Here is a 25,018-nt window from a genome sequence, read left to right on the forward strand (position 1 = left end):
CATGAGTGGTCACGTCAAGGTCGCAGTAGTAGGTGCCGGTCCGGCCGGTACCTACGTTGCCGGCGAGCTGCTGAGCCGCAGCCCGGTGCCGTGCACAGTCGATGTGCTCGATCGGGATCTGACTCCCTGGGGCCTGGTCCGCAGTGGGGTCGCGCCTGACCATCCGAAGATCAAGTCGGTGACCCGGGTGTTCGACCGCATCGCCGACCGCGAGGGCTATGCCTTCTGGGGCGGGGTCAACGTCGGCTCTGACGTGACTCACGAAGAACTGACCCGGCACTTCGACGTCGTCGTCTACGCCACGGGCGCCGAGGTGGATCGCCGTCTCGGCATTCCGGGTGAGGACCTGGCCGGAGTCATGGGTGCCGGTGCATTCGTCGGTTGGTACAACGGACGAGTCGCCGAAGCCGGTCTCGAGATCGGCCTCGATGGGCGTCGCGCCGTTGTGGTGGGCAATGGCAACGTCGCGATGGACTGCGCGCGGATGCTGCTGGCTCCCGATGAGCTGCTCACCGCGACCGATATGGCCGATCACGCGATTCACGCCTTGTCGGCGAGCGCTGTCGACGAGGTCGTTCTGCTGGGACGTCGCGGCCCGGATCAAGCGGCCTGCTCCCCTCAGGAACTGAGGGAGTTGTGCTCCTTGCCCGGTCTAACCGTTGTGGTCGAGGGTGCAGAACTCGACGGCGACAGCGAGATCAGCGCGATCCTGCGCGATGCGGTGTCCCGCGAGCCGGATCCTTCAGCCGACAAACGGCTCGTGCTGCGGTTCCACGCGAGCCCGACCGAGGTCATCGGCGCCGACGCGGTGACAGGTGTGCGTATCGGTGGCGAGGTCGTCGAGTGCTCCTTGCTGATCACCGCGATCGGCTTCTCGACCCTTGCCCTGCCCGATGTCCCCTTCGCCGAGGATCTCGGCCGGATCCCGCACGAGGACGGTCGGGTCGCACCGGGTGTCTATGTCGCCGGCTGGGCCAAGCGCGGCCCGCGAGGTGTCATCGGCGAGAACAAGCGCTGTGCCACGGCGACGGCGGCCAGCATCATGGCCGATATCGAGTCCGGCGCCATCGCGCGGGGCTCGGTGCGTCCGAGCTTCGCCGCGCTGCTGAACCAACGAGTGCCTGCCGCGGTGACGATCGACGGCTGGCGGCGTATCGACCGGGCCGAGGTGTCCGCCGGACTGGCTCAGCAGCGTCCACGGGTCAAGTTCGTGTCCGTGGCGGACCTCCAAGCAGCTGTACGGGCCACCGACGAGAGCGAACGCGAGGCGAGTTGATGAGTAGCCATATCGAGATCGACGAGGGTGCCAAGGCGCAGCTGACTGCGATCCTGCAGGCCGGCGCACGGCTGTACATGCACTTCACCGAGGAAGTCCTGGCGATCGGCGGCCCCACGGCCGAGCCCACCGTCAGGCGTCACCTGCGCGAATACGGCAGCTGGCGAGGCAGGGAGATGCGTCAGGCGCACAACGCCCTGGGCGGGTCGATCGATATGGAAACCCTGATGCGTCGCTGGGACAGCGCGAGCACCTATGTCGTCGCGGACGAGATGGAGTCCAGCGGATCGTACGCACCGTCTGACGTCCAGCACGATGTGCACTACTGCCCGGCGTCACTGGCCTGGAAAGAAGCCGGCTTCCATCGCTGGGGCCACGTGTACTGCGATGAGGTCCACCAGTCGATCGCCAGCAGCTATCACCCCGACGGCATCGTGGTGATCCCCACGAATCTGATGAAGGGCGACAGCCACTGCTCGTTCCGCTGGGTGCTGCCCGGCGGAGTCGATGCTTTCGAGGCCGGCGAGCCGACCGAGCTGGGCCGGCGTCTGGCGCGGATGTATCCCGGCTCGGACACCGATCCGGCCGAGGGTCTCCGCTCGGCGTTGCAGCGCACGAGCCGGCTGGTGGCGGGGCGCTATCTGACCTACGCCAGGTCGATGGAGACCGGAGAGATGCCTGCCGGCGTCCTCGAGCGGGCCATCGGCGTCTGGGCGACCCAGCGCGGCGAGTTGCTGGCCGAGGTGCTGCGGGAGGCAGGTACGCCGTTGACTCCGGCGGCACTGGTCGAGCACCTCGATGTCGCTCCGCTGCGCATCTGGGAGATGGATGTCGAACAGTGCGATGACGACGGATTCGTTGCCGCGGTGCACGACACACCATTCGATGAGCTCTTCCGCGATGAGCAGGCGGGCCAGCACGCCGCACTGTTCTGGGCGGTGTCGTTGCCGGCCATCGTTCGCGGATTCGCGCCCGATTGGGAGTGCCGGGTCACGGTGCAGCCAGGTGAGACTCCGCGTCTGGAGCGAGTCGAGATCACCCGGTCCGCCTGAAGCTGGCGAGATCTCGCAGCGGCCGAAGTGAGGCGAGCGGGGATGGGCTGAGCTCCCATCCCCGCTCTTCAGTCATTGTCGCTCAACCGGGCGCGATTGGGATAATCGCGCTTACCGGATCAGCTGAGCGGGGGCTCCGGGGCCAATGGATCGCCGGTCGCGGCGGCCGGTGCCGGCGGAGTCTTGGGTGCCGCCGGGCTCGCGGGACGCGGCGGTGTGGGCGGCGGGGGAGTGTAGGCCGGGGGCGTGTCGCCGCGGCGCTTGAGGATCGCGAATGCTGCGGCCCCCGCACCGGTCAGTACGCCGACCACTGCGACCTTGCGTAGCCGGCGGCGTCGGGGCTTGACCCGCTCGGGCAGTTTCTCCTGCACGCCTTCGGGCAGCTTCTCGAACAGATCGTCGCGCAGATCGACCAACTGGTCCTTGTCGGGGAGTGCGGCGATCAGCTGATCGCGGACGCCCGGTGCGCGGTCGACAACCTGCTGGCGTAATCCGTCGGTCTGAGAAGCCAGGTCCTCGATATGGTGCTCCAGCTTGTCACGCAGGGTCTTGTTTTTGCGGATGGGCATCTGGGTTTCTCCTCCATGATTCAGACCGACATAGTTCAAGCGAACTATGCCACCTAGTTACTAGTTACCCTTCGGGGCTTGCTTTCACACATCAAATGGTGAAAGGGTTGTGGAGTGGTTGAGCAGTAGCCGCACCCCGGATCGATAGCCCCAGGAGGGTCATCGTGAATTCCGCTCAAACTCGCCCCAGTAGCAGCCACTTCGAGGATACGGCCGTACTCATAAAAGCCGCAGCCGTTGCCGACCCGCACGAGCGCGAGGCACTCGAAGATGAAATCGTGCGCCGTTACCTGGGCCTTTCCCGTCAGCTCGCGGGCCGATATTTCGGCCGCGGCATCGACCGAGAAGACCTGATCCAGGTCGCCAATTACGCCTTGGTCAAAGCCATCCGTGGCTTCCATCACGATCGCGGAGAGTTCGTGCCGTTCGCAACCGTCACGATCCTCGGCGAGATCAAAAAACACTTCCGCGATCACGGCTGGGGCGTACGTCCCCCGCGACGAATCCAGCAGCTCCAGGCCGATATCGCCAAGGCGTCGGAGCGCCGCTTGCAGACAGAGGCGCACGCCCCGGGGGTCGACGATATCGCCGATGAACTCGGTGCTGACGTGGCTGACATCACCGAGGCGCTCGCGGCGAAGGGCTGCTTCGCGCCGACGTCGCTCGACCAGCCTGTCGGCGGTTCGAGCCAGCCGCTCGGCGAGACGATCCGTGTCGAGGAGTCGGCCTATGACTTCATCGACGACTGGGTCACGGTCGGACCGCTGTATCGCCAACTGCCAGAGGACGAGCGCGAGCTCATCCGGTTGCGATTCGTCGAGGACAAGACCCAGCAGGAGATCGCCGATATCGTCGGCGTCAGCCAGATGCAGGTCTCGCGTCGTCTGGCCAAGGTTCTCGAAGGGCTCAGGGCCAAAGTGGGCTTCGCCGACGCTGCCTGACCGAGCGTCCTGACTCCGCCTCGTGGGGTCAGGGCGCTTCCAGTCCCGTCGGCTCGAAGATCTCGTCGGCAATCGTCGAGACGAGTTCGTCGAGCGATGTCCGGTCGAGTGAGGTGTGCAGCGCGTCGAGCGAATCGTGCCAGATCAGTGACGTGCGGTGGTTCTCGCCACTTTGCGCCCAGGCCGTGCGGATGCGGTCGGCCGCTGCAGCATCGCTGGTCGTCTCGCACACCGCGACGGCATGAGTCGCGGGGGCCGAACTGGCGGCCAGGCCGTGCATCGCCTGGTCGCCGGTCGGGGTGCCCAACCGGATCACGGCATGCGTTGTGGAAGCCAGCCAGCCCATCGAGGCGGTGATGATGTGAGTGCTGCATCCTCGTCGGGCCAACTCGACTCCCAAAGCCTGGTCCAGTTCGTCGCGGATGCCGAAGAGGGTCACGGTAGGACCCTCCAATTGCAGGTCTGCGGTCATGACGATCTCCCTTATGGCCGGGCCGGTCAGTGACATATCAACGATGTGCTATCTGCGGAGGTACCCTTCGATCTAACCGCCAAACTGTGGCGACATGACCGCGGTGTACGGTCTCGACAAGCAATTGTCTTTCTGCTCCTGAAAATTCGACTCTGAGGGGATTGCGGTGACCGGTTCTTCGTTCTTCGCGCAGATGGCGCTGGATCTTCACGATGCGCCGACAGCTGAGCGCACCGTTGAGAAGATTGCCGAGTATGCACAGCTCGCCACGAACTGTGATGACGCCGGGATCATGCTGGTACATGCACGTCAACAGATCGAGACTGCTGCGGCGACCTCCGACCGGGTGGGTGAGTCGCACAATCTGCAGATCATCCATGACGAGGGACCGTGTCTCGATGCGATCGAGGGTCCGTCTCATTTCATCTCCGGAGACGTGGGCATCGATCCGCGGTGGCGCAAATGGGGGCCGGCAGTGGCTGCTTTGGGTATTCGCAGTGTGTTGAGTGTGCGCCTGGAGACGTCGGCTCGCCGGTACGGATCGCTCAACCTGTACGCCAACGGGCCCGATGCATTCGACGAGGATGACTTCGCGGTTGCGGCGATCTTCGTGCGCCATGCTGCCGTGGCGCTCGCCAATGCCCACAATGAAGAGGGCCTGCAGATCGCGATCGATGCGCGCAAGCTGATCGGTCAGGCGCAGGGCATTCTCATGGAGCGGTTCGATCTTGACGCGGACCGGGCCTTCGAGTTCCTGCGCCGTCAGTCCCAGACTCACAATGTCAAGCTGCGCTATGTCGCTGAATGGGTTGTCGAGAACCGCCGCAAGCCCGACGCCGTGTTCGAGGTCGGCCCTCTGGCTTGAACCGGCCGCTCTGTCCTCTCTTGTGCATCATGCACAGTGCGGGCCGAGAAGTTCGTGGGGCTGGGACGTGGGCGGGGCCCCCAGTTGTCCCTAGTGTCGTAGGTCACATCTACGACGAAGGGCGCAACTGTGGACCTCCCCTATCTGCCGTGGCAGCAGCCAGCTCGACGACACGGCCGGCCCTGCCTCGCCGACGACAGTTCAGATCTGACGTACGGCCAGGTGGAGCAGCGGGTCGAGGCGATCGCCGAGCAACTGGCTGCCCGCGGCTTCGGGTCGGGAGACGTGCTGGCGATCATGCTGCCCAACCGGGTCGAGCTGATCTTGGCGGTCTTCGCCGCCTGGCGCCTCGGCGGCTGCGCGACCCCGATCAATCCGGTCTTCACGGCTTCGGAGGCCGATCACCAGATCAATGACTCCGGCGCCGTCCTGGTGATCAACGCGGGTTCCGACGCCCCCACCGCAGGACGTCCGCACGTGAGCGTCGACGAGCTCGCGAAGACGACTACGACTGCCGCGCCTCCGCCAGTGCGGCTCGGGCCGGACGACCTCGCACTGCTGATCTACACGAGCGGCTCGACCGGCTCGCCCAAGGGCGTCATGCTGAGCCACGGCAATCTCGAGGCCATGACGTCCTCGATGGGAGCGCACCTGCAGATCTCGGCGGACGATCACTGCCTGCTCGTGCTGCCGCTGTTCCACGTCAACGCGATCGTCGTCAGCACCTTGACCCCGCTCGTCGCCGGAGCCCGCATGACGATCGTCGGCTCGTTCTCGCCCAGCACATTCTTCGGGCACGTCGAACGACTGCGCCCGACGTACTTCTCGGCGGTTCCCACGATCTACGCCCTGCTGGCCGCCCTTCCCGAAGATGTCCGTCCCGATACCTCGTCGCTGCGATTCGTGGTCTGTGGCGCCGCGCCGGTGTCGGCCGAGCTGCTGCAGCGTTGCCAGGACCGGTTCGGCTTCGTCATGGTCGAGGGCTACGGGCTCACGGAGGGAACGTGTGCTTCGGCCTGCAATCCGGTCGACGGCGTGCGCAAGCTCGGCACCGTCGGGCCCGCACTGCCAGGTCAGCAGATCAGGGTCGTCGATGCCGCTGGCGACGATGTGCCGACTGGGACGAGCGGCGAGGTGCTGATCAGCGGCCCCACCGTCATGCGCGGCTATCTCGGCAAGGCCGACGCGACCGCCGAGACGATCGTCGACGGCTGGTTGCACACCGGAGACGTCGGACGCCTCGACGACGACGGCTACCTGTCGATCGTCGACCGGGTCAAGGACATGATCATCCGCGGCGGGGAGAACATCTATCCCAAGGAGATCGAGACCGTACTGGCACAGGTCGACGACGTCCTCGAGGTCGCCGTCGTCGGGCGACCCGATCCCATCCTCGGCGAGGTGCCCGTCGCCTACGTGACGCTCTACCCCGCCTCGACGGTCACCGCAGACGCGCTGACCCAGCACTGCCGCACCCACCTGACCCGGGTCAAGGTGCCCGAGAGCATCACGATCGTCGACGTCCTGCCGAAGAACCCGGTGGGCAAGATCGACAAACCCACATTGCGCAGGGCGCTGCACCCCCAGCCCGCCTGAGCAATAGCACCGCCGCACGACCGCGACATCCCCTCGCGGTGCTGTGCCCTGCCCCCACGCCATATCGAAGGAGACATCTGATGGGACTCAAGACCGCCGACATGCCGCCGGTTGACCCGGCCGAATTCGGCTCACTGCCATTCATGGAACGGATGAAGCTGCTCGCGATCCACTGGTGCGAGTACGGCTTCGGCGGGCCCAAGCAACTGCACCTGCTCTACGTGTTCAAATTGATCTTCTTCATCGGCGGCGGCATCGTCGTGGTAGGACTGACCACTCCAGGACTCGGCGGCTTCGGTGACTTCAGCTCGTGGTGGGACCAGCCGATCGTGTACCAGAAGCTCATGGTCTGGACGATCCTGTTCGAGATACTGGGCCTCGCCTCCTCGTCGGGCCCGCTGGCGTTCAAGTTCAGCCCGTTCATCGGCGGCTGCCTGTACTGGACGCGGCGCCGCACGTTGCGGGTGCCGCCGTGGCCCGGCAAGGTGCCGTTCACGAAGGGTGACGAGCGCACGACTTGGGATGTCACGGTCTACGTCGCGATCCTGGCGGTGTTGCTCTTCCTGCTCGTCGGCCCCGGTGCCACGTCCGACACCTTCCCGGTCGAGCCGGGACTGCTTCCGGTGTGGGGTGTCGCGGCCTATCTCGCGCTGATCGTGCTGATGGGCCTGCGCGACAAGACGGTTTTCCTGGCCGCCCGGTCGGAGCAGTACATCCTGATCCTGTTCTGCTTCGCGACGTTCAGCTCCCTCGTCGACATCATCGTGGCCGCCAAGATCGCGATGGTGGTGATCTGGATGGGCGCCGGCGTCTCCAAGTTCGGCCACAACTTCACGAGCGTCGTGGCGCCCATGGTCAGCAACACCCCGTGGATCACATCGCGCCGGTTCAAGCGGTCGCTGTACCGCGACTTCCCGCACGACATCCGGCCGTCCAAGGTCAGCAGCGCGCTGGCCCACATCGGCGGCACGGTCGTCGAGCTCGTGCTGCCGCTCGTGCTGTTGTTCTCGACCAATCGCACGATGACCTTGCTCGCGATCGTCGGCATGCTGCTGTTCCACGCGTTCATCACGTCGACGTTCCCGCTCGCGGTGCCCTTGGAGTGGAATATCTTCTTCATGTTCGCGACGCCGTTCCTGTTCTGGAACTTCGACGCCGGTGCGGGCTGGGGCGTCGGCGACATGACTCCTGCCTTGTTGGGGTTCGTGGTGGTGGCTGTGCTGTTCTTCCCGATCCTCGGCAACCTGCGGCCCGATCTCGTCTCGTTCCTGCCGTCGATGCGCCAGTACGCCGGCAACTGGGCGTCGGCGACGTGGGCGTTCCGCGGCCGTGACGTCGAGGAGAAGCTCAACACCCACCTGGTCAAGTACAACGCCAATCAGATCGATCAACTCACCGCGGCCTTCGGCGAGGAAGTCGCCGAGATCTTCATGCAGAAGGCCGTCGCCTGGCGCACGATGCACACCCAGGGACGGGCCCTGATGTCGCTGATGATGCGGCACACCGACGAACTGGAGAACTACGTCATCCGGGAGGCGGAGTTCGTCTGCACACTGCTGATCGGCTGGCAGTTCGGCGACGGCCACCTGCACGACGAACGGACCATCGCGGCAGTCCAGAAGCGCTGCAACTTCGCGCCGGGCGAGGTCGTCGTGACGTTCACGGAGTCGCAGCCCATCCACAAGAACTACGTCGAGTACCGGGTCATCGATGCGGCCCTCGGGGTCGTCGAGCGCGGCACCTACATCGCCAAGGACGCGGCGGACGCGCACCCGTGGCTCCCGGACGGTCCCATCCCGCACCAGGTCACCTGGACCCTCGAGGGATACCGCGCACCCGGCGACCTGCCTAAGGTGGCTACGTGACTCAAGCGGTGGTGGTCGGCAGCGGGCCGAACGGGCTCGCTGCCGCCGTGACCCTCGCCGCCGAGGGGGTCCAGGTGCGAGTGCTGGAGGCGGCCGAGACGATCGGAGGCGGCACCCGCAGCGGTGAGTACACCGGTGCCGGGGTGCTGCACGACGAGTGCTCGGGCTTCCACCCGCTCTCGGTCGACACCGCCTTCTCGAGGCGCATCGACCTGTCGCGCTACGGGCTGACCTGGAAATGGCCGCAAGTGCAGTATGCGCACCCGCTCGACGGCGGGCGCGGTGCGGCGGTGCGGCGTTCGGTCTCTGAGACCGCGGCGACGCTGGGTGCCGACGGACGTCCGTGGCAGCGGATCTTCGGGCCGCTCTCGGAGCGTTTCGGCGATATCACCGAAGACTTCACCCGGCCGATGCTGCATGTGCCCGATCACCCGGTCAAGCTCGCCCGCTTCGGGGCGTATGCCGCGATGCCGGCTGCCGTCCTCGCCCGCAGGTGGTCGACCGAGCCGGGGCGGGCGCTGTTCGGTGGGGTCGCGGCCCACGCATTCCGTCCGTTCGGGGGTCCGATGTCATCGGCGATCGGCGTGGCTCTCGGCTCGGCGGCGCATACCTACGGCTGGCCCGTCGCGGAAGGCGGTTCGGCGTCCATCACCACCGCGATGGCCGATCTGCTGGTCGACCTCGGCGGCACGATCGAGACGGGTGTGCAGGTCACCTCGCTCGACGAGCTCGACCGGCCCGACATCGTCATGCTCGACACGGCCCCGGGTGCTGCGGCCCGCATCATCGGACCCCGGTTGCCCGGTCACGTCGCGAGGGCCTTCGGGCGGTATCGGCATGGTCCGGGGGCGTTTCAGGTCGCCTTCGCCGTCGACGGCGGGATCCCGTGGACGCACGCCGACTCGCGTCTCGCCGGTACGGTCCACGTCAGCGGTTCGTACGCCGAGACGGCGCAGGCCGAGCGCGATGTGCACGCAGGACGGATGCCCGAACGTCCCTTCGTCCTGCTGGGCCAGCAGTACCTGGCCGATCCGGGACGCTCGGCCGGAACTGTTCACCCCGTCGACGCCTATGCGCACGTCCCGGCCGGGTTCACGGGTGATGCGACGGCCGCGATCGAGGCGCAGATCGAGCGGTTCGCACCGGGCTTCCGTGATCGGATCGTCGCCCGGCACGTCCGATCCGTCGCCCAGATCGAGGCCTCCAACGCCAACTACGTGGGCGGCGACATCGTGACAGGGGCCAATGCGGCGCTGCGGCTCGTGTTCCGTCCGCGTATCGCGCTCGACCCCTACACGACAGGTGTCGCAGGTGTGTACCTCTGCTCGGCGGCGACTCCTCCGGGTGCGGGCGCGCACGGCATGTGCGGATTCAATGCGGCCCAGTCGGCTCTGAAGCGGCTGAGATGACCCCCGAGGCCGATCAGGAGGTCGCCGCGCTCGTCGCGGTGATAGGCGACCGGCTGCAGCTGCACTTCGATGAGATCACGACGCGGATGACCGATGTCATCGCCCGCGAGGTGGACTTTTTGAATGATCCGGAGCTGATGGCGATGCTGCGGGCCAGCGTCGAGGGCAATATCTCCACGATCCTGCACATCATCCGGCACGGAATCCCGTTCGAGCACGTGCAGCCCATCACGGCCGCGACCGAGTACGCGTTCCGGTTGGCGCAGCGTGGCGTGCCCGGCACGTCATTGCGCCGGGCCTATCACTTCGGTTCAGATGATCTGCGCGACTGGATGTTCGACGAGGTCGAGCAGCTCGACTGCGAGGCGGGGGTCAAGCTGCGTCTGCTCAATGAGTTGTCGCGCTTCCTGCACCAGTACATCGACTGGATCACCCAGATAGTCCTCGACGCGCATGAGCAGGAACGTCAACGGTGGCTCGACAAGAGCGCGAGCGTCACCTCATTGTTGGTCAGCCGGGTACTGGACGGCCAGGCCGTCGACCACGCCGACTTCGCCACGGGGGCGCGGTACCGGCTCGATCAAGTGCACGTGGGTGCGGTCATCTGGATCGACGGGGCCAACTCCGGCACCGACCAGACCGAGGAACTGCGCGATTTCGCCCGAGGACTCGCCGATCCGATCGGCGCCGCGACGATGCTGTTCACAGCCGTCGACCGCGGCACGGCATGGGTGTGGTTCGGTCGTGGGCGAAGTGCGATACCCGTGGATGTCGAGCCGGTCCGTCACAGCCTGGTGCGCACGCCTGATGCGCGGATAGCGCTCGGCTGTCCGGTACACGGGGTCGAGGGCTTCCGGCGGACGCATGAGCAGGCCGATGCCGCGATGAGCGTCGCCCTGACGTCGGCGAGCCCGGTGACCCACGCGATCGGCTTCGGCGAACGAGGGGTCGCGGTGGCGTCGATGTTGGTGCGTGATCTCGACGCGGCCCGCCAGTGGATTGCCGAGGTGCTGGGACCGCTCGCGGTGGACGGCCCGGCCGAGGCGCGCATGCGCGAGACATTGCGGGTCTTCCTCGGCACGGGCGGAAGCTACGCACAGACGTCCGAACAGCTCATGCTGCATCGCAACTCGGTCAAATACCGAATCGGCAAGATCGAGGCCGAACGAGGCCGATCGCTCGACCCCGACCGGCTCGATCTCGAGCTGGCGGTGCAGGTGTGCCACTTCCTCGGCGCGGCTGTCTTGGTGGCCGACCGCCGCTGAGCCCGGCTAGTCCTGAGGTCCCTTCGGAGTCGCGAGAGCGATGACCGCGGCCAGGATCGAGGCTCCGGCGCACAGCGCGAACAATTCGCGGTACGCATCGAGGGTCGGGAAGTCGTGCCCGCCGAGGCTGATGACACTGGCGGCCAGCAACGCTCCGCCCACCGCGCTGGCCAGCGAACTGCCGACCGATCGGACCAGACTGTTGAGCCCGTTGGCGGCTCCCAGTTCGGAGACGGGGGTGTGTGCATTGATGATGGCCGGCATCGTCGCGTAGCCGATCGCGGTGCCCGCGCCGACGATCGTGGCACCGATGATGACCTGGGTCAGCGAGTCGATGAACACGATGCGGCACAACCAGCCGGCCGCGACGACCAGGGCACCGAACGTCAGGATGCGCGGGGCGCCGAACCGGGTGGCGAGCTTGGCCGAGAGCGGCGCCAGCACGAGCATCGCGAGACCGCCGGGCAGCATCGCGAGGCCACCGGTCATGATCGACGAGCCGAAGCCGTAGCCGGTGGCCTCGGGCGCCTGGACGTACGAGGCGGTGCCGATCAGTGAGGCGAACAGCGCGAAGCCGAAGAAGATCGACGCGATGTTGGTCAGCATGATCGGGCGACGGCGCAAGGTCACCAGGTCGACAAGCGGCTCGGCGATACGGGTCTGGGTGAACGTGAAGACCGCGAACAGTACGGCCGACAAGATCAGCAGGCCGATGACCTTGGGTGAGCCCCAGCCCCATGCGCCGGTCTCCGACAGCGGGTAGAGCAGCGAGACCAGGGCGGCGGCGAGCAGTGTCGCCCCGATGAAGTCGACCTTGCCACCTGCCAGCTGGGTGTCCTTGGGGACCACCGTCATGATGCCGATGAAGGCCAGCGCGCTCGCGCCGGCGGTCACCCAGAACAGCACGTGGTAGTCGGAGTTCTGGGCGATCGCCGCGGCTAATGGCAGGCCGAGGGCGCCGCCGACGCCCAGCATCGCGCTGACCGTGGCGATCGCCGTGCCGGCACGCTCGCGCGGAACGAGCGAGCTCAGCAGGCTGATGCCCAGGGGGATGGCGGCGGCCGAGATGCCCTGGATCGCACGTCCGAAGATCAGCACGCCGATATTGCTCGACAGAGCCGTGATGACCGAGCCGACGACGAGGGCCCCGACCGCGATCAGCAGCAGCAGACGCTTGCCGAACATGTCGCCGAGGCGTCCCATCAGGGGCACCGCGACGGCAGCGACGAGCAGCGTCGCGGTCAGCAGCCACTGGACGTTGGCGCCCGAGGTGTCGAGCTCCTCGGGCAGCAGGCCGAGCACGGGAATCAAGATCGTCTGTGCGAGCGAGACGACGAGGGCTGCGGTGCCGACGAAGAAGAGCCACAGGCCGACGCGGGGTTCGGAGTCGAAACTGGTCTCGGGCGGGTTGGTCTCGGGTGTGTTGGGAAGAGTGCTTGTCATCAGGGTGATTGCTCCGAAATCTGGGTTGTCAACTAAGTTGACACCGAATAGTTGCGAGAGTCAACTTGATGTGACGTGAGGAATACTCGAGCCATGACCAAGCCCGTCGCTGTCCTCCCCAAGGACCTGATCGCCGCCAGCGCCAAGTCTCTGTTCGAGGAGCGTGGCTTCGCCGCCGTGACCGTGCGGGCGATCGCCGCCGATGCAGGAGTCGATCCGTCGCTGGTCATCCGGCACTTCGGATCGAAGGAGGCGCTGTTCCTCCAGGTGCTGGGCCTCGACGAGTATGTCCGGCCACCGATCGACGGTCCACTCGACGAGCTCGGGCAACGCCTGGCCGGCTTCGTCCTCGCCAAGGAGCACGAAGAGTTCAGGTCGCACTTCTCCACCATGATCCGGGCCTCCGACCGCGAGGCGATCCGCGACGGATTACGTGAGACGGTGCGGCGGATGTTCCTGGACGATCTCGTCGCGGTGCTGCCGGGACAGGACCGTTATGTGCGCGCGCTGCTGATCGGCACCCAGCTCGGCGGCATCATGCAGTCGGTGCAGTCCATCGAGGAAGAAGTGCTCCCCGCGATCGGACGCGACCGACTCGTCCAGATGTACGGCCGCGCGATCCAGTCCCTCGTCGACCAGGGGTGAGGGCTGCTCAGAGCCAACGGCGCTTTTTCGCAGGCTCGGCTGCGGGGGTCGGCTTCGGTATCTCGAGGTACCCGGGGTCATAGGTCGGGAGACCATCGACGAGGCGGTCACGCAACTGCTGGGCGGCTGCCTCGGGCTCGTCATACGGGATGCCGCTGAGCTGATTGGGTGAGTGGCGCCACCAGCGCAGGTCGAGCAGTTCGTCGCGCAATTCGTCGTCGACGCGCGGACGGATGACCCGGGCCGGGATGCCGCCGGCGATCGAGTACGGCGGGACGTCCTTGGTCACGACCGCGTTCGCCGCGATGATCGAGCCGTCGCCGATCGTTACACCGCGCAGCACCACGACGTTCGCGCCGAGCCACACGTCATTGCCGATCGTGGCCTGGTCGGGACCCACGCTGCGAAAGCTCTGCCGTCCGCCGGCCTCGGGGTCGACGATCTGGGTGTCGTCGGCCGACGGATGCCAGCCCCACGTCGACTTCTTGTACTGAAACGCCGAGACGCTGAGCCAGCTGGTGGGATGTCCGGTGGCGCCGATCAGGCTGCCGGGTCCGATCTCGCAGTAGCGGCCGATCGAGCCGGCCTGCACCTCGACCTCGCGGCCGAACTCGGTGAACGCGCCGATGCGGGTATCGGACCGGATGACGAACGCGCCGAGGAAGCGCACGGGCGGTTCGACCAGAAGGCGTGACGTGCCGACGCGCTGCACCTGGTGCGCGCCGCGGGTGTGCTGTTCCACCTGACCTCCTCGGGACCAGGTCTTAGGCTATCGACCCGGACAGCGGTGCCGTGGGACCACTAGGGTCGACATGTGAATCGACTTTGGCATGGCACCATCGCCTCACTCGCGACGTTCGCACTCGTCGCTCAGATCATCCTCGTGATCGACGGCGACCGCAGCGTCGTCAACTACCTGAGCTACTTCACGGTTCAGTCGAATCTGCTTGTCGCAGTGGCCTGTTGGCTGCTCGTCGCGCGCCAGGATCGTGACGAGCCGTGGTACCAGGCTCTACGGCTGGCCAGTCTGGTCGGCATCACGGTGACAGGCATCGTCTTCGCGACCGTGTTGGCCGGCGACGTCGAACTGACAGGGCTTTCGTGGTGGCTCGACAAGATCTTCCACTACGTCGTCCCCGCGATGTCGGTCATCGGTTTCCTGGCCTTCTCGCCCCGTACGAGGTTGTCGAACGCGGCCTGGTGGTTCTTGGTCTGGCCGATCGTCTGGCTCGTCTACACTCTGGTGCGGGCCGAGGTGGCCGAGCCGGTCTACGAGGTCGGCGAGGGCATCACGAGCGCGGTGCCGTACACGTTCCTCGACATCGCCGAGAACGGCGGCCTGAGCGTCGCGATCGCGTCCCTCGCCGTCACAGCGCTTGCGGTCGTGATCGCGGCGGGTTACATCCGGGTCAGCCGGCGCGGCGCTGCGGCCTGACGACCGTCAACGGCAGTCGACTGCAGCCGACTGCGTCGGGATAGTCGTCGAGCGGGACGAGACTGCCGGTCGCGATGTGAGGGTCCGCTGAGGCGACAGCGCGACCGTCCTGGTTGACGACGGTCGCACCCGCGGTCCGCAGGCTGGGCAGCAGGAGACGTTCGAGCGTCTCGACCAGGGTGTCGGCGCCCACGACTCCGACCATCCGTCCGCGCGAGACGACGGGCGTCGTCGCCGTCATGACGTATTCGTCGGTGCACACGAAGTCGACGTACGGTCCGGTGATGTGAGGTTCGCCGGTGCGCTCAGGGGTCCGGAACCAAGGGTGCCGGGTGTAGTCGAGCGGCTCGCCGGTGTCGGGTGCGCCGGACTCGCCGAGCAGGTGCTGGTCGTCGCCCTGCCACCAGGCGAGGTATAGCGGGACGTTGCTCAGTGCACCGCGGGCCGCGACGAATCCGGCTCCCACGATGTCGGCCGAGGCGAGGAAGTCACGGGCGAGCGGCTCGAGTGTCGAACGGGCTGCCTCGGAGTCGACCGCGCCGGCCTCGAACAGTGTCACGAGCTGGGCGCGCATCGTCTCCAGCTCGTCGAGGATGTGATGGAAGTGGTGTTCCACGCGCTCGGCGCATGCCGCGAGCTCAGCTGTCTGGGTAGGCATGCGGACTGCTCCTGTCGAGAGGTTCGATGTGTCGATCATTGCACCGCCGCATGCAGATCTGCCAGTCTTTCCAGGGCATCACTGACATGCTCCTTGACGCAGCGGCGGGCGGTCTCAGGGTCTTGCCGTTCGATCGCGTCGACGAGTTGGCCGTGGCGTTCGAACGTCGACGACCGGAATGTGTCATCGGCGAGGGGTAGCCGCAACAGCGCGCCGAAGTCGGCCTCGAGGCGTACGACCTCGCGAGTCATCCGGGCCGACTGGGTCAGGGCCGCGATCGACAGGTAGAGCTCGGCGTCGGCATGTCGCCAGTGCCCGATGTCGGTGTCGTCGGCGTCGACCAGAAGCACCCGCAGCCCCTCGACATCGTGCGCGTCGGAGCGTTCGGCCGCCAACTCGGCGCAGCCCGACAAGATGACGCCGTAGATCGTGCCGCGGTCGCGCAGCTCGACACGCGACATCGCGGTGAGCCGTTGGTTGAGGTCGGCGGCCCGGCTCGGTGCGGGCCGACTCACGAAGCTGCCGCCGCCACGTCCACGCGTCGTGGTGACGAGCCCCTGGGCCCGCAACGCAACGAGTGCCTCGCGGGCCGTCACGGTCGCGACACCCAGCATGGCGGCGAGATCGGGTTCGCTCGGCAGCCGTTCGCCGTCGGCCAGGACGCCCGAGCGGATGGCCTCGGCCAGTCGGTTCTCGACCCGGACCGCGCGCCCCTCGTCGCCGATGGGGGCGAAGATCGCCGATCGGGCTCGGGTCGACGCTCGTCGCACAGTCGCCATCTCCACCTCCTCGAGAACGTAACAAGATCGTCGCAAACAGCACCTAGCCAATTAATATCTGGTCCCATATGATTTTGCCAGCACGTGGCTCAGGTCACACCACCGACCCCGAGGGGACAACCCAACGATGAGCGTGAGCACCATCGACGAACCCGCATCCGACCGCACCGCGCCATCTGGCACGGCGATCTCCCTGCGGGGACTCAGCAAGCACTTCGGTGACGTCAAGGCCGTCGACGGGGTCGATCTCGACATCGCTGACGGCGAGTTCTTCTCGATGCTCGGACCATCCGGATCGGGCAAGACCACGGTGCTGCGGCTCGTCGCCGGATTCGAGCAGGCCACCGCCGGGACGATCGAGCTCGCCGGCGAGGACGTCACCTCGCGCGCGCCCTTCGACCGCGACGTCAACACCGTCTTCCAGGACTATGCGCTGTTCCCGCACATGAGCGTCCTCGACAACGTCGCGTACGGTCTGCGCGTCCGCGGCGTCAAGAAGGCCGAGCGCCGCCGGCAGGCCGCTGAAGCCCTCGGAACTGTGCAGCTCGCCCACCTCGGCGACCGGCGCCCCGGCCAGCTGTCGGGTGGTCAACGTCAGCGCGTCGCTCTGGCCAGGTCGATCGTCGTGCGGCCAAAGGTACTGCTGCTCGACGAGCCGCTCGGCGCCCTCGACCTCAAGCTGCGCGAGCAGATGCAGGTCGAGCTCAAACAGCTGCAACGCGATCTCGGCATCACGTTCGTGTTCGTGACCCACGATCAGGAGGAGGCGCTGACCCTCAGCGACCGGGTCGCGGTGTTCAGCGAGGGCAAGATCGTGCAGCTCGGCTCACCGCAGGAGATCTACGAGCAGCCGACGTCGGAGTACGTCGCCTCGTTTGTCGGGACGTCCAACATCTTCGACAGCGCGACCTCGCAGCGGCTTCTCGGCCGTCCGGGTACGCACGCGCTGCGGCCCGAGAAGATCACGATCGGGGCGGGGGCCTCGACAGTCTCGACGGGCGTCGTCTCAGCACCCGGCGTCATCACCGAGTCGATCTACCTCGGCTCGGGTCATCGCCTCCACGTCCGGCTCGACGATGGCACCCGCCTGGTCGTGCTGGAGCAGAGCACCGGCGCGCAGGCCCAGAAGGAACAGCGCGGCGAGAAGGTCGTCGCGAGCTGGTCGCTCGACGATCTCGTGCCCCTCACCTGAACCAGCAGATCCCCGAGAAGTATCACTCCCACCCCGAAGAGATGGAGACAACGATGAGAAGGACGACACACCGGAGGAGGGCCGTCGGCGCCCTGCTCGCCAGCAGCGCGCTCGTCGTGCTCGCCGCCTGCGGCGGAAGCGACTCCGACAAAGCCGCAGAAGTTCCGACCAAGCTCGGCGCCATGGAAGGAAAGGTCTCGATCCTGGCCTGGCCCGGGTACGTCGAGGACGGCAGCAACGATCCGGCCGTCGACTGGGTCAGCGACTTCGAGAAGGAGACCAAGTGCCAGGTCACGTCGAAGACCTACGGCACCTCCGACGAGGCGTTCAACCTCGCCAAGACGGGTGACTATGACGTCGTCGTGGCCTCGGGTGACCTCACGGCGCGCATGGTCGCGTCGAAGGAGGCCGTCGAGGTCAACACCGACCTGATTCCCAACTACGCGAAGGTCTTCGACTTCCTTAAGGACCAGGAGTGGAACACATTCGACGGCAAGCACTACGGCGTGCCGCACGGCTACGGTGCCAACCTGCTGATGTACAACGCCGACGAGGTCTCGCCTGCCCCGACGTCGTGGTCGGCAGTGTTCGAGCCCGACGAGCTGGCCAAGTACAAGGGCAAGGTCACGGCCTATGACTCGCCGATCTACATCGCCGATGCCGCGCTGTACCTCATGAAGCATCAGCCCGATCTCGGGATCAAGAACCCCTACGCGCTCGACGACAAGCAGTTCACCGCTGCGGTCGACCTGCTCAAGGGACAGCGCGCCAACGTCGGCGAGTACTGGTCGGACTACCTGAAGGAGATCTCGGCGTTCGAGACCGGCGACTCGGTCATCGGCACGACGTGGCAGGTCATCGTCAACTCGGTCGACGCCAAGAAGACCAACGTCAAGGCGATCCTGCCCGAAGAGGGAGCAACCGGCTGGTCCGATACCTGGATGATCTCGTCGAAGGCCAAGAGCCCCAACTGCGCGTACGCCTGGCTCAACTACATCGACTCGCCCAAGGCCAACGCTGCGGCGACCGAGTACTTCGGCGAGGCGCCCAACAGCAAGGAAGCCTGCGACTTCGCGAGCGATCCCGGCTTCTGCGATACGTACAAGGCCGGTGACGAAGAGTTCGCGTCCAAGCTCTGGTACTGGCGCACACCGGTCGCCGAGTGCCTCGACGGTCGTACCGACGTCGAGTGCAAGGACTACTCGGAGTGGACCAAGGCCTGGACAGAGATCAAGGGCTGATCAACGACATGTCGATCGACACCAGCCGTGGGGGGGGGGGGGGGGGGGGGGGGGGGGGGGGGGGGGGCGGCTCGCTGCGCTGCTCGTCACGGCGTTGTGGTCGGTCGACAGCTTCACAGGGGAGCTCAACCGCTCCCTGACGTTCGACAACCTCAAAGAGATCGCGACCGAGTCGCTGTACCGGACCGTCGCCCTGCGCACGCTGGGCGTCGCGGTTGCCGTGACGATCATCGACGTCCTCATCGCGCTGCCGATAGCGTTCTACATGGCCAAGATGGCCTCGAAGCGGATGCAGCGCATCCTCGTCATCGCGGTACTGACACCGCTGTGGGCCAGCTACCTGGTCAAGGCCTTCGCCTGGCGCTCGGTGCTGTCGGATGACGGCATCTTCGAGTGGGCCACCAGCAAGATCGGCATGGGCACCCCCGGGTACGGCATCACGGCCGTCATCATCACGCAGGCCTACATCTGGCTGCCCTACGTCATCCTGCCGATCTTCGCGGGGCTCGAACGGGTGCCGAACTCGCTGCTCGACGCCTCAGGAGACCTGGGTGCCTCGACTTGGCAGACCCTGCGCACGATCGTGTTCCCGCTGCTCACGCCGGCGATCATCGCCGGATCGATCTTCAGCTTCTCGCTGACACTCGGCGACTACATCACGGTCAACATCGTCGGCGGGGCCAATCAGATGCTTGGCAATCTCGTCTACACCAACGTCGGCGCCGCCAACAACCTGCCGCTCGCCGCGGCGGTTGCGCTGATCCCCATCGTCATCATGATCGGCTACCTGACGGCTGTGCGCCGCACGGGTGCCCTCGAGAACCTGTGAGGTCGCGATGATCCTCGGCACGGGCGTACGACGCCTCCTCGCGGCGATGACCGCCGTCATCTTGTTCCTGATGTACCTCCCGCTGTTGCTGGTCGTGCTCAACTCCTTCAACACCAGCGCGTCCTTCGCCTGGCCACCGACGGGCTTCACGCTCGACTGGTGGCAACGGGCCTGGAACTCCGACGGTGCGCGCGAAGCAGTGCTGACCAGCGTGCAGGTCGCGCTGGCATCGACCGCGATAGCGCTGGTGCTCGGCACGCTGATGTCGCTGGCCTTGCAGCGGTACAGCTTCTTCGGCAAGAACTCGGTCAATCTGCTGGTGATCCTGCCGATCGCGCTGCCTGGCATCGTCACCGGTATCGCGTTGAACAATGCCTTTCGCGGCATCATGGGTATCCAGTTGTCGATCTTGACCGTCATCGTGGCGCATGCGACGTTCTGCATCGTGACGGTCTTCAACAACGTCCAGGCCCGGCTGCGGCGAATGGGCGGCAGCTTCGAAGAGGCCTCTGCCGACCTCGGTGCCGGAGTCTGGACGACGTTCCGGCTCGTGACGTTCCCGCAGCTGCGTTCGGCCCTGCTGGCCGGTGGTCTGCTGGCCTTCGCGCTGAGCTTCGACGAGATCATCGTGACGACATTCACCGCGGGTGCGGGCACCACGACCCTACCGATCTGGATTCTCAACAATCTGTTCCGTCCCAACCAGGCGCCCATCGTCAATGTCGTCGCCGTGGTGCTGATCTTGTTGTCGATCATCCCCATCTGGGTGGCGCAGAAGCTCAGCGGCGACACCGAGGCGTTGAAGTGATGACGCACACTTGCACCATCCCCATGAAAGCGAGGAGTACGACATGAGCAGTCCCAGCTATCAGGTGACCGACCCGTCGACGGGGGAGGTGCTGGAGTCGTTCGACACTGCGACTGACGCTGAGATCGAGTCGGCGTTGGCGTCGGCGACGACGGCGTACTCCGCGTGGAAGGACGTGCCATGAGGGTGTGGAGGAGGCGGAGTTCTGTCAGGCGATCTTCGACTACTTCGCCGATGAGGGTCCGGGTCTGGCGGCCGATCAGCCGATCAAGTCGTTCTCYGGYGGCAAGGCTGTGGTGCAAAAGCTCCCGGTGGGTCCGTTGCTGGGGATCATGCCGTGGAACTTCCCGTTCTATCAGATCGCCCGTTTTGCGGCGCCCAATCTGATGTTGGGCAACACGATCATCCTCAAGCATGCTGAGTCGGTGCCGAAGTCGGCGTTGGCGGTCGAGCAGATCATGAAGGATGCCGGGTTGCCCGAGGGGGCGTATGTCAACGTGTTCGCGACGCATGAGCAGATCGCCACGATCATCGCCGATCCGCGGGTGGCAGGTGTTTCGCTGACCGGTTCGGAGCGCGCTGGAGCGATCGTGGCCGCGCTGGCAGGCAAGAACTTGAAGAAGTGCGTGTTGGAGCTGGGTGGCTCYGAYCCGATGGTCGTACTCGACACCGATGACCTCGATGAGGTGGCCGACCAGGCCTGGGGTTTCCGGATGTACAACACGGGGCAGGCGTGCAACTCCAACAAGCGGATGATCGTGATGGAGGACCTGTTCGACGACTTCGTCGGGAAGTTGACCGAGAAGGCACTGGCGCTGGAGTCGTTCTCGCCGTTGTCGTCACGTGCGGCGGCGGAGTCATTGGCCGAGCAGGTGCAGGACGCGGTCGATAAGGGCGCGACGTTGCATGCCGGCGGTGTGTTGGGTGAGGGGCCGGCGGCGTTCTACTCGCCGGCGGTGCTGACCGGCATCACCAAGGACATGCGGGCGTATTCCGAAGAGTTGTTCGGGCCGGTCGCCGTGGTCTACAGGGTCGACTCCGAGGAGGAGGCTCTGGCTTTGGCCAATGACACGGCCTATGGCTTGGGTGGTTCGGTGTTCAGCGCCGATCCGAAGCGGGCGGAGTCATTGGCCCAGCGGCTCGAGGTCGGCATGGCCAATGTCAACACGACCGCCGGTGAGGGTGCTGAGATTCCGTTCGGCGGGGTCAAGCGTTCAGGGTTCGGCCGTGAGCTCGGCCCGTTGGGTATGGATGAGTTCGTCAACAAGCGGATGTTCTACATCGCCGACTGAACCCAAGGGTTTCGAGGCTCCGCTTCGCTCCGCACCTCAACCACCGTTGGTTGAGGTGCGCTTGTCATCGTCGACAAAGAACATGATGACTGAGAACACTGCGCCAGCAGCTACTGAGATGAGAATGCCTCTAGCGCCGGTCGAACTCGACGCCCACCCGAGAGCGTTCCCGAGGGACTGAAGGACATAAACGGTGATGGTGAAGACTGCGAACCTTGCAAAGTGTCTCAATTGTCACCTCCACCAACACGCGTGGTGCTCACCGTGCACCGGAAGTGCCCTCGACAGGAATCGAACCTGTGGCCTACCGCTTAGGAGGCGGTCGCTCTATCCGACTGAGCTACGAGGGCTACGGGTGTCAGGTTATCGGTCCTTGGTCGCAGCACATACGATCGCCCTTATGCCCTGCCTGCCGAGCCTCGCCTCGAGCCCGGAGTTTCAGTGCTGAGGCGGTTGATCTTCGGCAGCGCAACGCTCGTGATCGCGGCCGGGACGCTCGCGGCGTGTGGCACATCCGATCAGACACCGGCGGTCTCTCAGCAGGAGTGCGCAACGGCTCGCCCTCTGCCGGCGGGACAGACCGAACGCACGATCGTCTCCGGTGGCCAGAAGCGCTCGTACGTCATGCATGTGCCGCCGGGCTACGACCCCACCGAGCGCACCCCCGTCGCGGTGATGTTCCACGGCCTCGGCGGCGACCCCGACACGGTGCTGAAGGCCACCGACATGGTCAAGCAGGCCAACAAACGCAATGCGATCATGGTCGTCCCGCTGGGCCGGGGCAAGGTCGCGGAGTGGCAGTTCCGATCACCGATCACCGATCCGAACTCGGACCTGGCCTTCGTGCGCGATCTGGTCAAGGAGATCAAGCGCGATGGCTGCATCGACTCCTCACGGGTCTACGCGGCCGGATTCTCCAACGGATCCGCGCTGACCTTGGCCCTGGCGTGTGATGCGTCGACCCAGTTCGCGGCGTACGCGGCGGTCGCCGGTCCCTATTTCGAGCAGCGCTGCGCCGAGGCGCCTCCGGCCTCGATCATCTACTTCCACGGCACCGCCGACACCACGGTTCCGTTCGCCGGCGCGAAGACCGTGATCGGTCCGTTGCCCGCAGTCAACGACACCATGGCCAACTGGGCCATGCACGACCGTTGCCCCGCGGCGAAGGCCGTCACGACGGCGTCGGAGAGCGTGCACTACTTCGCGTGGGCCAACTGCAAGGCGGGGACGTCGGTCGACATCTATGCCGTCGTCGGTGGTGTGCACGGCTGGCCAGGGGGAGGCCCCATGTCGCCGGGACGGACTTCGCGGACGAAGGACAGTCCGGTCGATGCGACCAAGCTGATGTGGGAGTTCTTCGATCAGCACTCGGCCACTGAATAACGTAGGTACTGGTGGACAATGGTCACATGACCAAGCCGATCGAGACCTGGCTGACCGACATGGACGGCGTTCTCGTGCACGAGGAGAAGGCGATACCGGGGGCGGCCGACTTCATCGCACGCCTGCGGGAGGCTGAACGCAAGTTCCTGGTGCTGACCAACAACTCGATCTTCACTCCTCGCGATCTGTGCGCCCGACTGCGAGCGGCCGGCATCGACGTCCCGGAGTCGGCTATCTGGACCTCGGCGCTTGCAACCGCGAAGTTCCTCTCCGAGCAGCGTCCCGAGGGCACCGCCTACGTCATCGGCGAGGCCGGTATGACGACCGCGCTGCACAATGTCGGATACATCATGACGAGCAGTGAACCCGACTACGTCGTGCTCGGGGAGACCCGGACGTACTCCTTCGAGGCGATCACCCGGGCGATCCAGCTGATCGACAACGGTGCCCGGTTCATCGCTACCAACCCGGATGCGACCGGCCCCTCGCCTTCGGGATCGCTGCCCGCGACGGGTTCGGTCGCGGCGCTGATCACCAAGGCGACGGGAGTGGAGCCGTACTTCGTCGGCAAACCCAATCCACTGATGATGCGCAGCGCGCTCAATCAGATCGAGGCCCATTCAGAGACGACCGTCATGATCGGCGATCGGATGGACACCGACGTGCTCTCCGGTCTCGAGGCCGGGTTACGGACCTTCCTCGTGCTGACGGGCTCGACGCCGGCCAGTGCGGTCGACCGGTTCCCGTTCCGGCCCACGGAGATCTTCGCGTCGATCGCCGACGTGGTTCCGCTCGTGACCTGAAAGTTACCCGCTGGTAACACTTTGGCGTCGAAGTTTGTTATCGTTTCGTAATCTCCGGATCCGCCCACAGGCGGCGAAGGCGATGCCCGGATAGTACGTGTCCGGGGACCCCCATCAGGGAGAGAAACGTGAAGGTATTTCTCACGGGTGCCACGGGAGTCATGGGCCGATCCTCCATCGACGCGCTGCACCAAGCCGGACACGACGTCGTCGGACTCGTCCGCACGAGGGAGCAGGCCGCCCTGGTCACGGCCGCGGGCGCACATCCGTGGGTCGGCGACTTGTTCGATCGGGCCACGTTGACCGCAGGTATGAAGGGCTGCGATGCGGTCGCCAATCTCGCGACGAAAGTGCCGATCGGCAAAGGCGCGCTGCGTCCCGGATCGCTCAAGGCGATCGATCGAATCAGGCTCCAGGGTTCGCGGATCGTGGTCGACGCCGCGCAGCGAGCCAGTGTCGGCCGGGTCATCCAACAGAGCCTGAGCTTCATCTACGCCGACCAGGGCGATCAGTGGATCGACGAGCGTAGTCTGGTCGATGTGACCCGGGCGACTGAGCCGGTCGTGGTGGCCGAGGACAATATTCGTGCATTCGGCTCAAGCGGGGGAGTCGCGGTCAGCCTGCGATTCGGGCTCATCACCGGCAAGGATCGCAACACCGCGTGGCTGTTCCGGCGTGCGGCAGCCGGCCGGGCCATCGGGCTCGGCGAACGTGATTCCTGGATGCACGCGATCCATCCGGACGACATCGGCACCGCCGTCGTGCACGCCCTGGCAGCGCCCGGCGGAATCTACAACGTGGGTGCCGATCCGGTAAGGCGTGGCGAGTACGTCGACTCGATCGCGATCGCCGCCGGACGTCCGTCGGGTGAATTCCTGCCGCACTGGATCTTGCGCGTCGGCGCCGAGAAGCTCGAGATCCTCACCCGGTCACAGCGGGTCTCGTCGCAACTCTTCAGCGAGCAGACGGGCTGGCAACCGATCCATCGCACCATGACGCCAGAATGGTTCCGTGAACTCGTCCAAGCCTGAGCCGAAGGCATCAGAACGTGAACGCCGTCGCCGTGCGGCTGAGCTGCTCGGTGACCTGTTGCCGTCCACGACGACCGATGAGACCGACGAGGGCTGGAACGAGCAAGGCGGAACGTCACGCGATGAGGACTACCTCCGCGACGTCCCGCCCCACCACGGCTGAGCCGTG

The 25,018-nt window shown here is 65.9% G+C and carries 24 protein-coding genes, 1 tRNA gene and 1 pseudogene; 19 read left to right on the forward strand and 7 right to left on the reverse strand.

All coding sequences use genetic code 11. The features are described from left to right. Position 1 precedes the first annotated feature (1 nt). Together ACXJKC_RS03145 and ACXJKC_RS03150 are read left to right on the forward strand one after the other, a co-directional pair. Positions 2-1,276, forward strand: coding sequence for an FAD-dependent oxidoreductase (locus tag ACXJKC_RS03145; RefSeq protein ID WP_456695216.1), 1,275 nt, complete (start codon positions 2-4; stop codon positions 1,274-1,276). Beyond that, entirely contained in the window at positions 1,276-2,328 is a 1,053-nt protein-coding gene (locus ACXJKC_RS03150) for an L-2-amino-thiazoline-4-carboxylic acid hydrolase (protein WP_456695217.1), read from the forward strand. The genes ACXJKC_RS03145 and ACXJKC_RS03150 overlap by 1 nt, the downstream gene beginning before the upstream one ends. Before the next feature lie 119 nt (positions 2,329-2,447). Here ACXJKC_RS03150 and ACXJKC_RS03155 read toward each other — a convergent pair whose 3' ends face one another. Then, positions 2,448-2,897: a hypothetical protein gene (locus ACXJKC_RS03155; protein ID WP_456695218.1), complete on the reverse strand. Its 450-nt coding sequence runs from the start codon at positions 2,895-2,897 to the stop codon at positions 2,448-2,450. 164 nt (positions 2,898-3,061) lie between these two features. Between ACXJKC_RS03155 and ACXJKC_RS03160 the strand changes: the two genes are divergently transcribed. Further along, complete coding sequence (locus tag ACXJKC_RS03160; protein ID WP_456695219.1) at positions 3,062-3,838, forward strand: sigma-70 family RNA polymerase sigma factor; 777 nt, start codon at positions 3,062-3,064, stop codon at positions 3,836-3,838. Between the two features lie 28 nt (positions 3,839-3,866). Here ACXJKC_RS03160 and ACXJKC_RS03165 read toward each other — a convergent pair whose 3' ends face one another. Beyond that, positions 3,867-4,310 carry a hypothetical protein gene (locus ACXJKC_RS03165; RefSeq protein WP_456695220.1) on the reverse strand — a complete coding sequence of 148 codons (444 nt, stop codon included), beginning with the start codon at positions 4,308-4,310 and terminating at the stop codon, positions 3,867-3,869. A 166-nt stretch (positions 4,311-4,476) separates the two neighbouring features. Here ACXJKC_RS03165 and ACXJKC_RS03170 point away from each other — a divergent pair, with 166 nt between their 5' ends. The 5 genes from ACXJKC_RS03170 (at position 4,477) to ACXJKC_RS03190 (ending at position 11,310) form a co-directional block, all read left to right on the forward strand. Next, complete coding sequence (locus ACXJKC_RS03170; protein ID WP_456695221.1) at positions 4,477-5,175, forward strand: GAF and ANTAR domain-containing protein; 699 nt, start codon at positions 4,477-4,479, stop codon at positions 5,173-5,175. 129 nt (positions 5,176-5,304) lie between these two features. Beyond that, entirely contained in the window at positions 5,305-6,771 is a 1,467-nt protein-coding gene (locus ACXJKC_RS03175) for a class I adenylate-forming enzyme family protein (RefSeq protein ID WP_456695222.1), read from the forward strand. An 80-nt stretch (positions 6,772-6,851) separates the two neighbouring features. Further along, on the forward strand, positions 6,852-8,636 hold the full coding sequence (locus ACXJKC_RS03180) for a DUF3556 domain-containing protein (RefSeq protein WP_456695223.1): 1,785 nt from the start codon (positions 6,852-6,854) through the stop codon (positions 8,634-8,636). Continuing rightward, positions 8,633-10,045 (forward strand): phytoene desaturase family protein, encoded by a 1,413-nt coding sequence (locus ACXJKC_RS03185; protein WP_456695224.1) that lies wholly within the window; start codon positions 8,633-8,635, stop codon positions 10,043-10,045. Before ACXJKC_RS03180 ends, ACXJKC_RS03185 begins: the two co-directional genes overlap by 4 nt. After that, entirely contained in the window at positions 10,042-11,310 is a 1,269-nt protein-coding gene (locus ACXJKC_RS03190) for a PucR family transcriptional regulator (protein WP_456695225.1), read from the forward strand. The genes ACXJKC_RS03185 and ACXJKC_RS03190 overlap by 4 nt, the downstream gene beginning before the upstream one ends. A gap of 6 nt (positions 11,311-11,316) precedes the next feature. On the opposite strand, the gene ACXJKC_RS03195 is transcribed toward ACXJKC_RS03190, so the two are convergent. Then, a complete protein-coding gene (locus ACXJKC_RS03195; protein WP_456695226.1) occupies positions 11,317-12,753 on the reverse strand; it encodes an MFS transporter in 1,437 nt (478 codons plus the stop codon). A 93-nt stretch (positions 12,754-12,846) separates the two neighbouring features. Here ACXJKC_RS03195 and ACXJKC_RS03200 point away from each other — a divergent pair, with 93 nt between their 5' ends. Beyond that, on the forward strand, positions 12,847-13,398 hold the full coding sequence (locus ACXJKC_RS03200; RefSeq protein WP_456695227.1) for a TetR/AcrR family transcriptional regulator: 552 nt from the start codon (positions 12,847-12,849) through the stop codon (positions 13,396-13,398). Between the two features lie 7 nt (positions 13,399-13,405). On the opposite strand, the gene ACXJKC_RS03205 is transcribed toward ACXJKC_RS03200, so the two are convergent. After that, on the reverse strand, positions 13,406-14,140 hold the full coding sequence (locus tag ACXJKC_RS03205; protein WP_456695228.1) for a CatB-related O-acetyltransferase: 735 nt from the start codon (positions 14,138-14,140) through the stop codon (positions 13,406-13,408). A 72-nt stretch (positions 14,141-14,212) separates the two neighbouring features. Here ACXJKC_RS03205 and ACXJKC_RS03210 point away from each other — a divergent pair, with 72 nt between their 5' ends. Beyond that, positions 14,213-14,833 (forward strand): Pr6Pr family membrane protein, encoded by a 621-nt coding sequence (locus tag ACXJKC_RS03210; protein ID WP_456695229.1) that lies wholly within the window; start codon positions 14,213-14,215, stop codon positions 14,831-14,833. On the opposite strand, the gene ACXJKC_RS03215 is transcribed toward ACXJKC_RS03210, so the two are convergent. Both ACXJKC_RS03215 and ACXJKC_RS03220 read right to left on the reverse strand, forming a co-directional pair. Next, positions 14,808-15,491, reverse strand: a complete 684-nt coding sequence (locus ACXJKC_RS03215; protein ID WP_456695230.1) for a cache domain-containing protein — start codon at positions 15,489-15,491, stop codon at positions 14,808-14,810. The two genes, ACXJKC_RS03210 and ACXJKC_RS03215, sit on opposite strands and share 26 nt — an antisense overlap. A gap of 35 nt (positions 15,492-15,526) precedes the next feature. Continuing rightward, positions 15,527-16,270, reverse strand: a complete 744-nt coding sequence (locus tag ACXJKC_RS03220) for a FadR/GntR family transcriptional regulator (RefSeq protein WP_456695231.1) — start codon at positions 16,268-16,270, stop codon at positions 15,527-15,529. Positions 16,271-16,403: 133 nt separating this feature from the next. Here ACXJKC_RS03220 and ACXJKC_RS03225 point away from each other — a divergent pair, with 133 nt between their 5' ends. From ACXJKC_RS03225 to ACXJKC_RS03245, 5 genes and pseudogenes are all read left to right on the forward strand, one after another. After that, complete coding sequence (locus tag ACXJKC_RS03225) at positions 16,404-17,462, forward strand: ABC transporter ATP-binding protein (RefSeq protein WP_456695232.1); 1,059 nt, start codon at positions 16,404-16,406, stop codon at positions 17,460-17,462. A 53-nt stretch (positions 17,463-17,515) separates the two neighbouring features. Continuing rightward, on the forward strand, positions 17,516-18,703 hold the full coding sequence (locus ACXJKC_RS03230) for an ABC transporter substrate-binding protein (RefSeq protein WP_456695233.1): 1,188 nt from the start codon (positions 17,516-17,518) through the stop codon (positions 18,701-18,703). Between the two features lie 94 nt (positions 18,704-18,797). Beyond that, positions 18,798-19,532: an ABC transporter permease gene (locus tag ACXJKC_RS03235; RefSeq protein ID WP_456695234.1), complete on the forward strand. Its 735-nt coding sequence runs from the start codon at positions 18,798-18,800 to the stop codon at positions 19,530-19,532. A 7-nt stretch (positions 19,533-19,539) separates the two neighbouring features. After that, positions 19,540-20,340 carry an ABC transporter permease gene (locus tag ACXJKC_RS03240; RefSeq protein ID WP_456695235.1) on the forward strand — a complete coding sequence of 267 codons (801 nt, stop codon included), beginning with the start codon at positions 19,540-19,542 and terminating at the stop codon, positions 20,338-20,340. Positions 20,341-20,383: 43 nt separating this feature from the next. Further along, a pseudogene (locus tag ACXJKC_RS03245) lies at positions 20,384-21,632 on the forward strand (aldehyde dehydrogenase family protein). A gap of 276 nt (positions 21,633-21,908) precedes the next feature. Here the strand turns inward: ACXJKC_RS03245 and ACXJKC_RS03250 are convergent. Next, positions 21,909-21,982: transfer RNA gene (locus tag ACXJKC_RS03250), tRNA-Arg, on the reverse strand. Positions 21,983-22,073: 91 nt separating this feature from the next. On the opposite strand from ACXJKC_RS03250, the gene ACXJKC_RS03255 reads away from it, so the two are divergent. The 4 genes from ACXJKC_RS03255 to ACXJKC_RS03270 all read left to right on the forward strand — a co-directional run bounded on the left by ACXJKC_RS03255 (position 22,074) and on the right by ACXJKC_RS03270 (position 25,012). Continuing rightward, positions 22,074-23,015: an alpha/beta hydrolase family esterase gene (locus tag ACXJKC_RS03255; RefSeq protein ID WP_456695236.1), complete on the forward strand. Its 942-nt coding sequence runs from the start codon at positions 22,074-22,076 to the stop codon at positions 23,013-23,015. A 26-nt stretch (positions 23,016-23,041) separates the two neighbouring features. Beyond that, positions 23,042-23,818, forward strand: a complete 777-nt coding sequence (locus ACXJKC_RS03260) for an HAD-IIA family hydrolase (protein WP_456695237.1) — start codon at positions 23,042-23,044, stop codon at positions 23,816-23,818. 128 nt (positions 23,819-23,946) lie between these two features. Beyond that, positions 23,947-24,849, forward strand: coding sequence for an NAD-dependent epimerase/dehydratase family protein (locus ACXJKC_RS03265; RefSeq protein WP_456695238.1), 903 nt, complete (start codon positions 23,947-23,949; stop codon positions 24,847-24,849). Continuing rightward, positions 24,830-25,012: a hypothetical protein gene (locus ACXJKC_RS03270; RefSeq protein WP_456695239.1), complete on the forward strand. Its 183-nt coding sequence runs from the start codon at positions 24,830-24,832 to the stop codon at positions 25,010-25,012. The genes ACXJKC_RS03265 and ACXJKC_RS03270 overlap by 20 nt, the downstream gene beginning before the upstream one ends. The last annotated feature ends 6 nt before the right edge of the window (positions 25,013-25,018 follow it).

This window comes from Aeromicrobium sp. P5_D10, assembly GCF_054049535.1.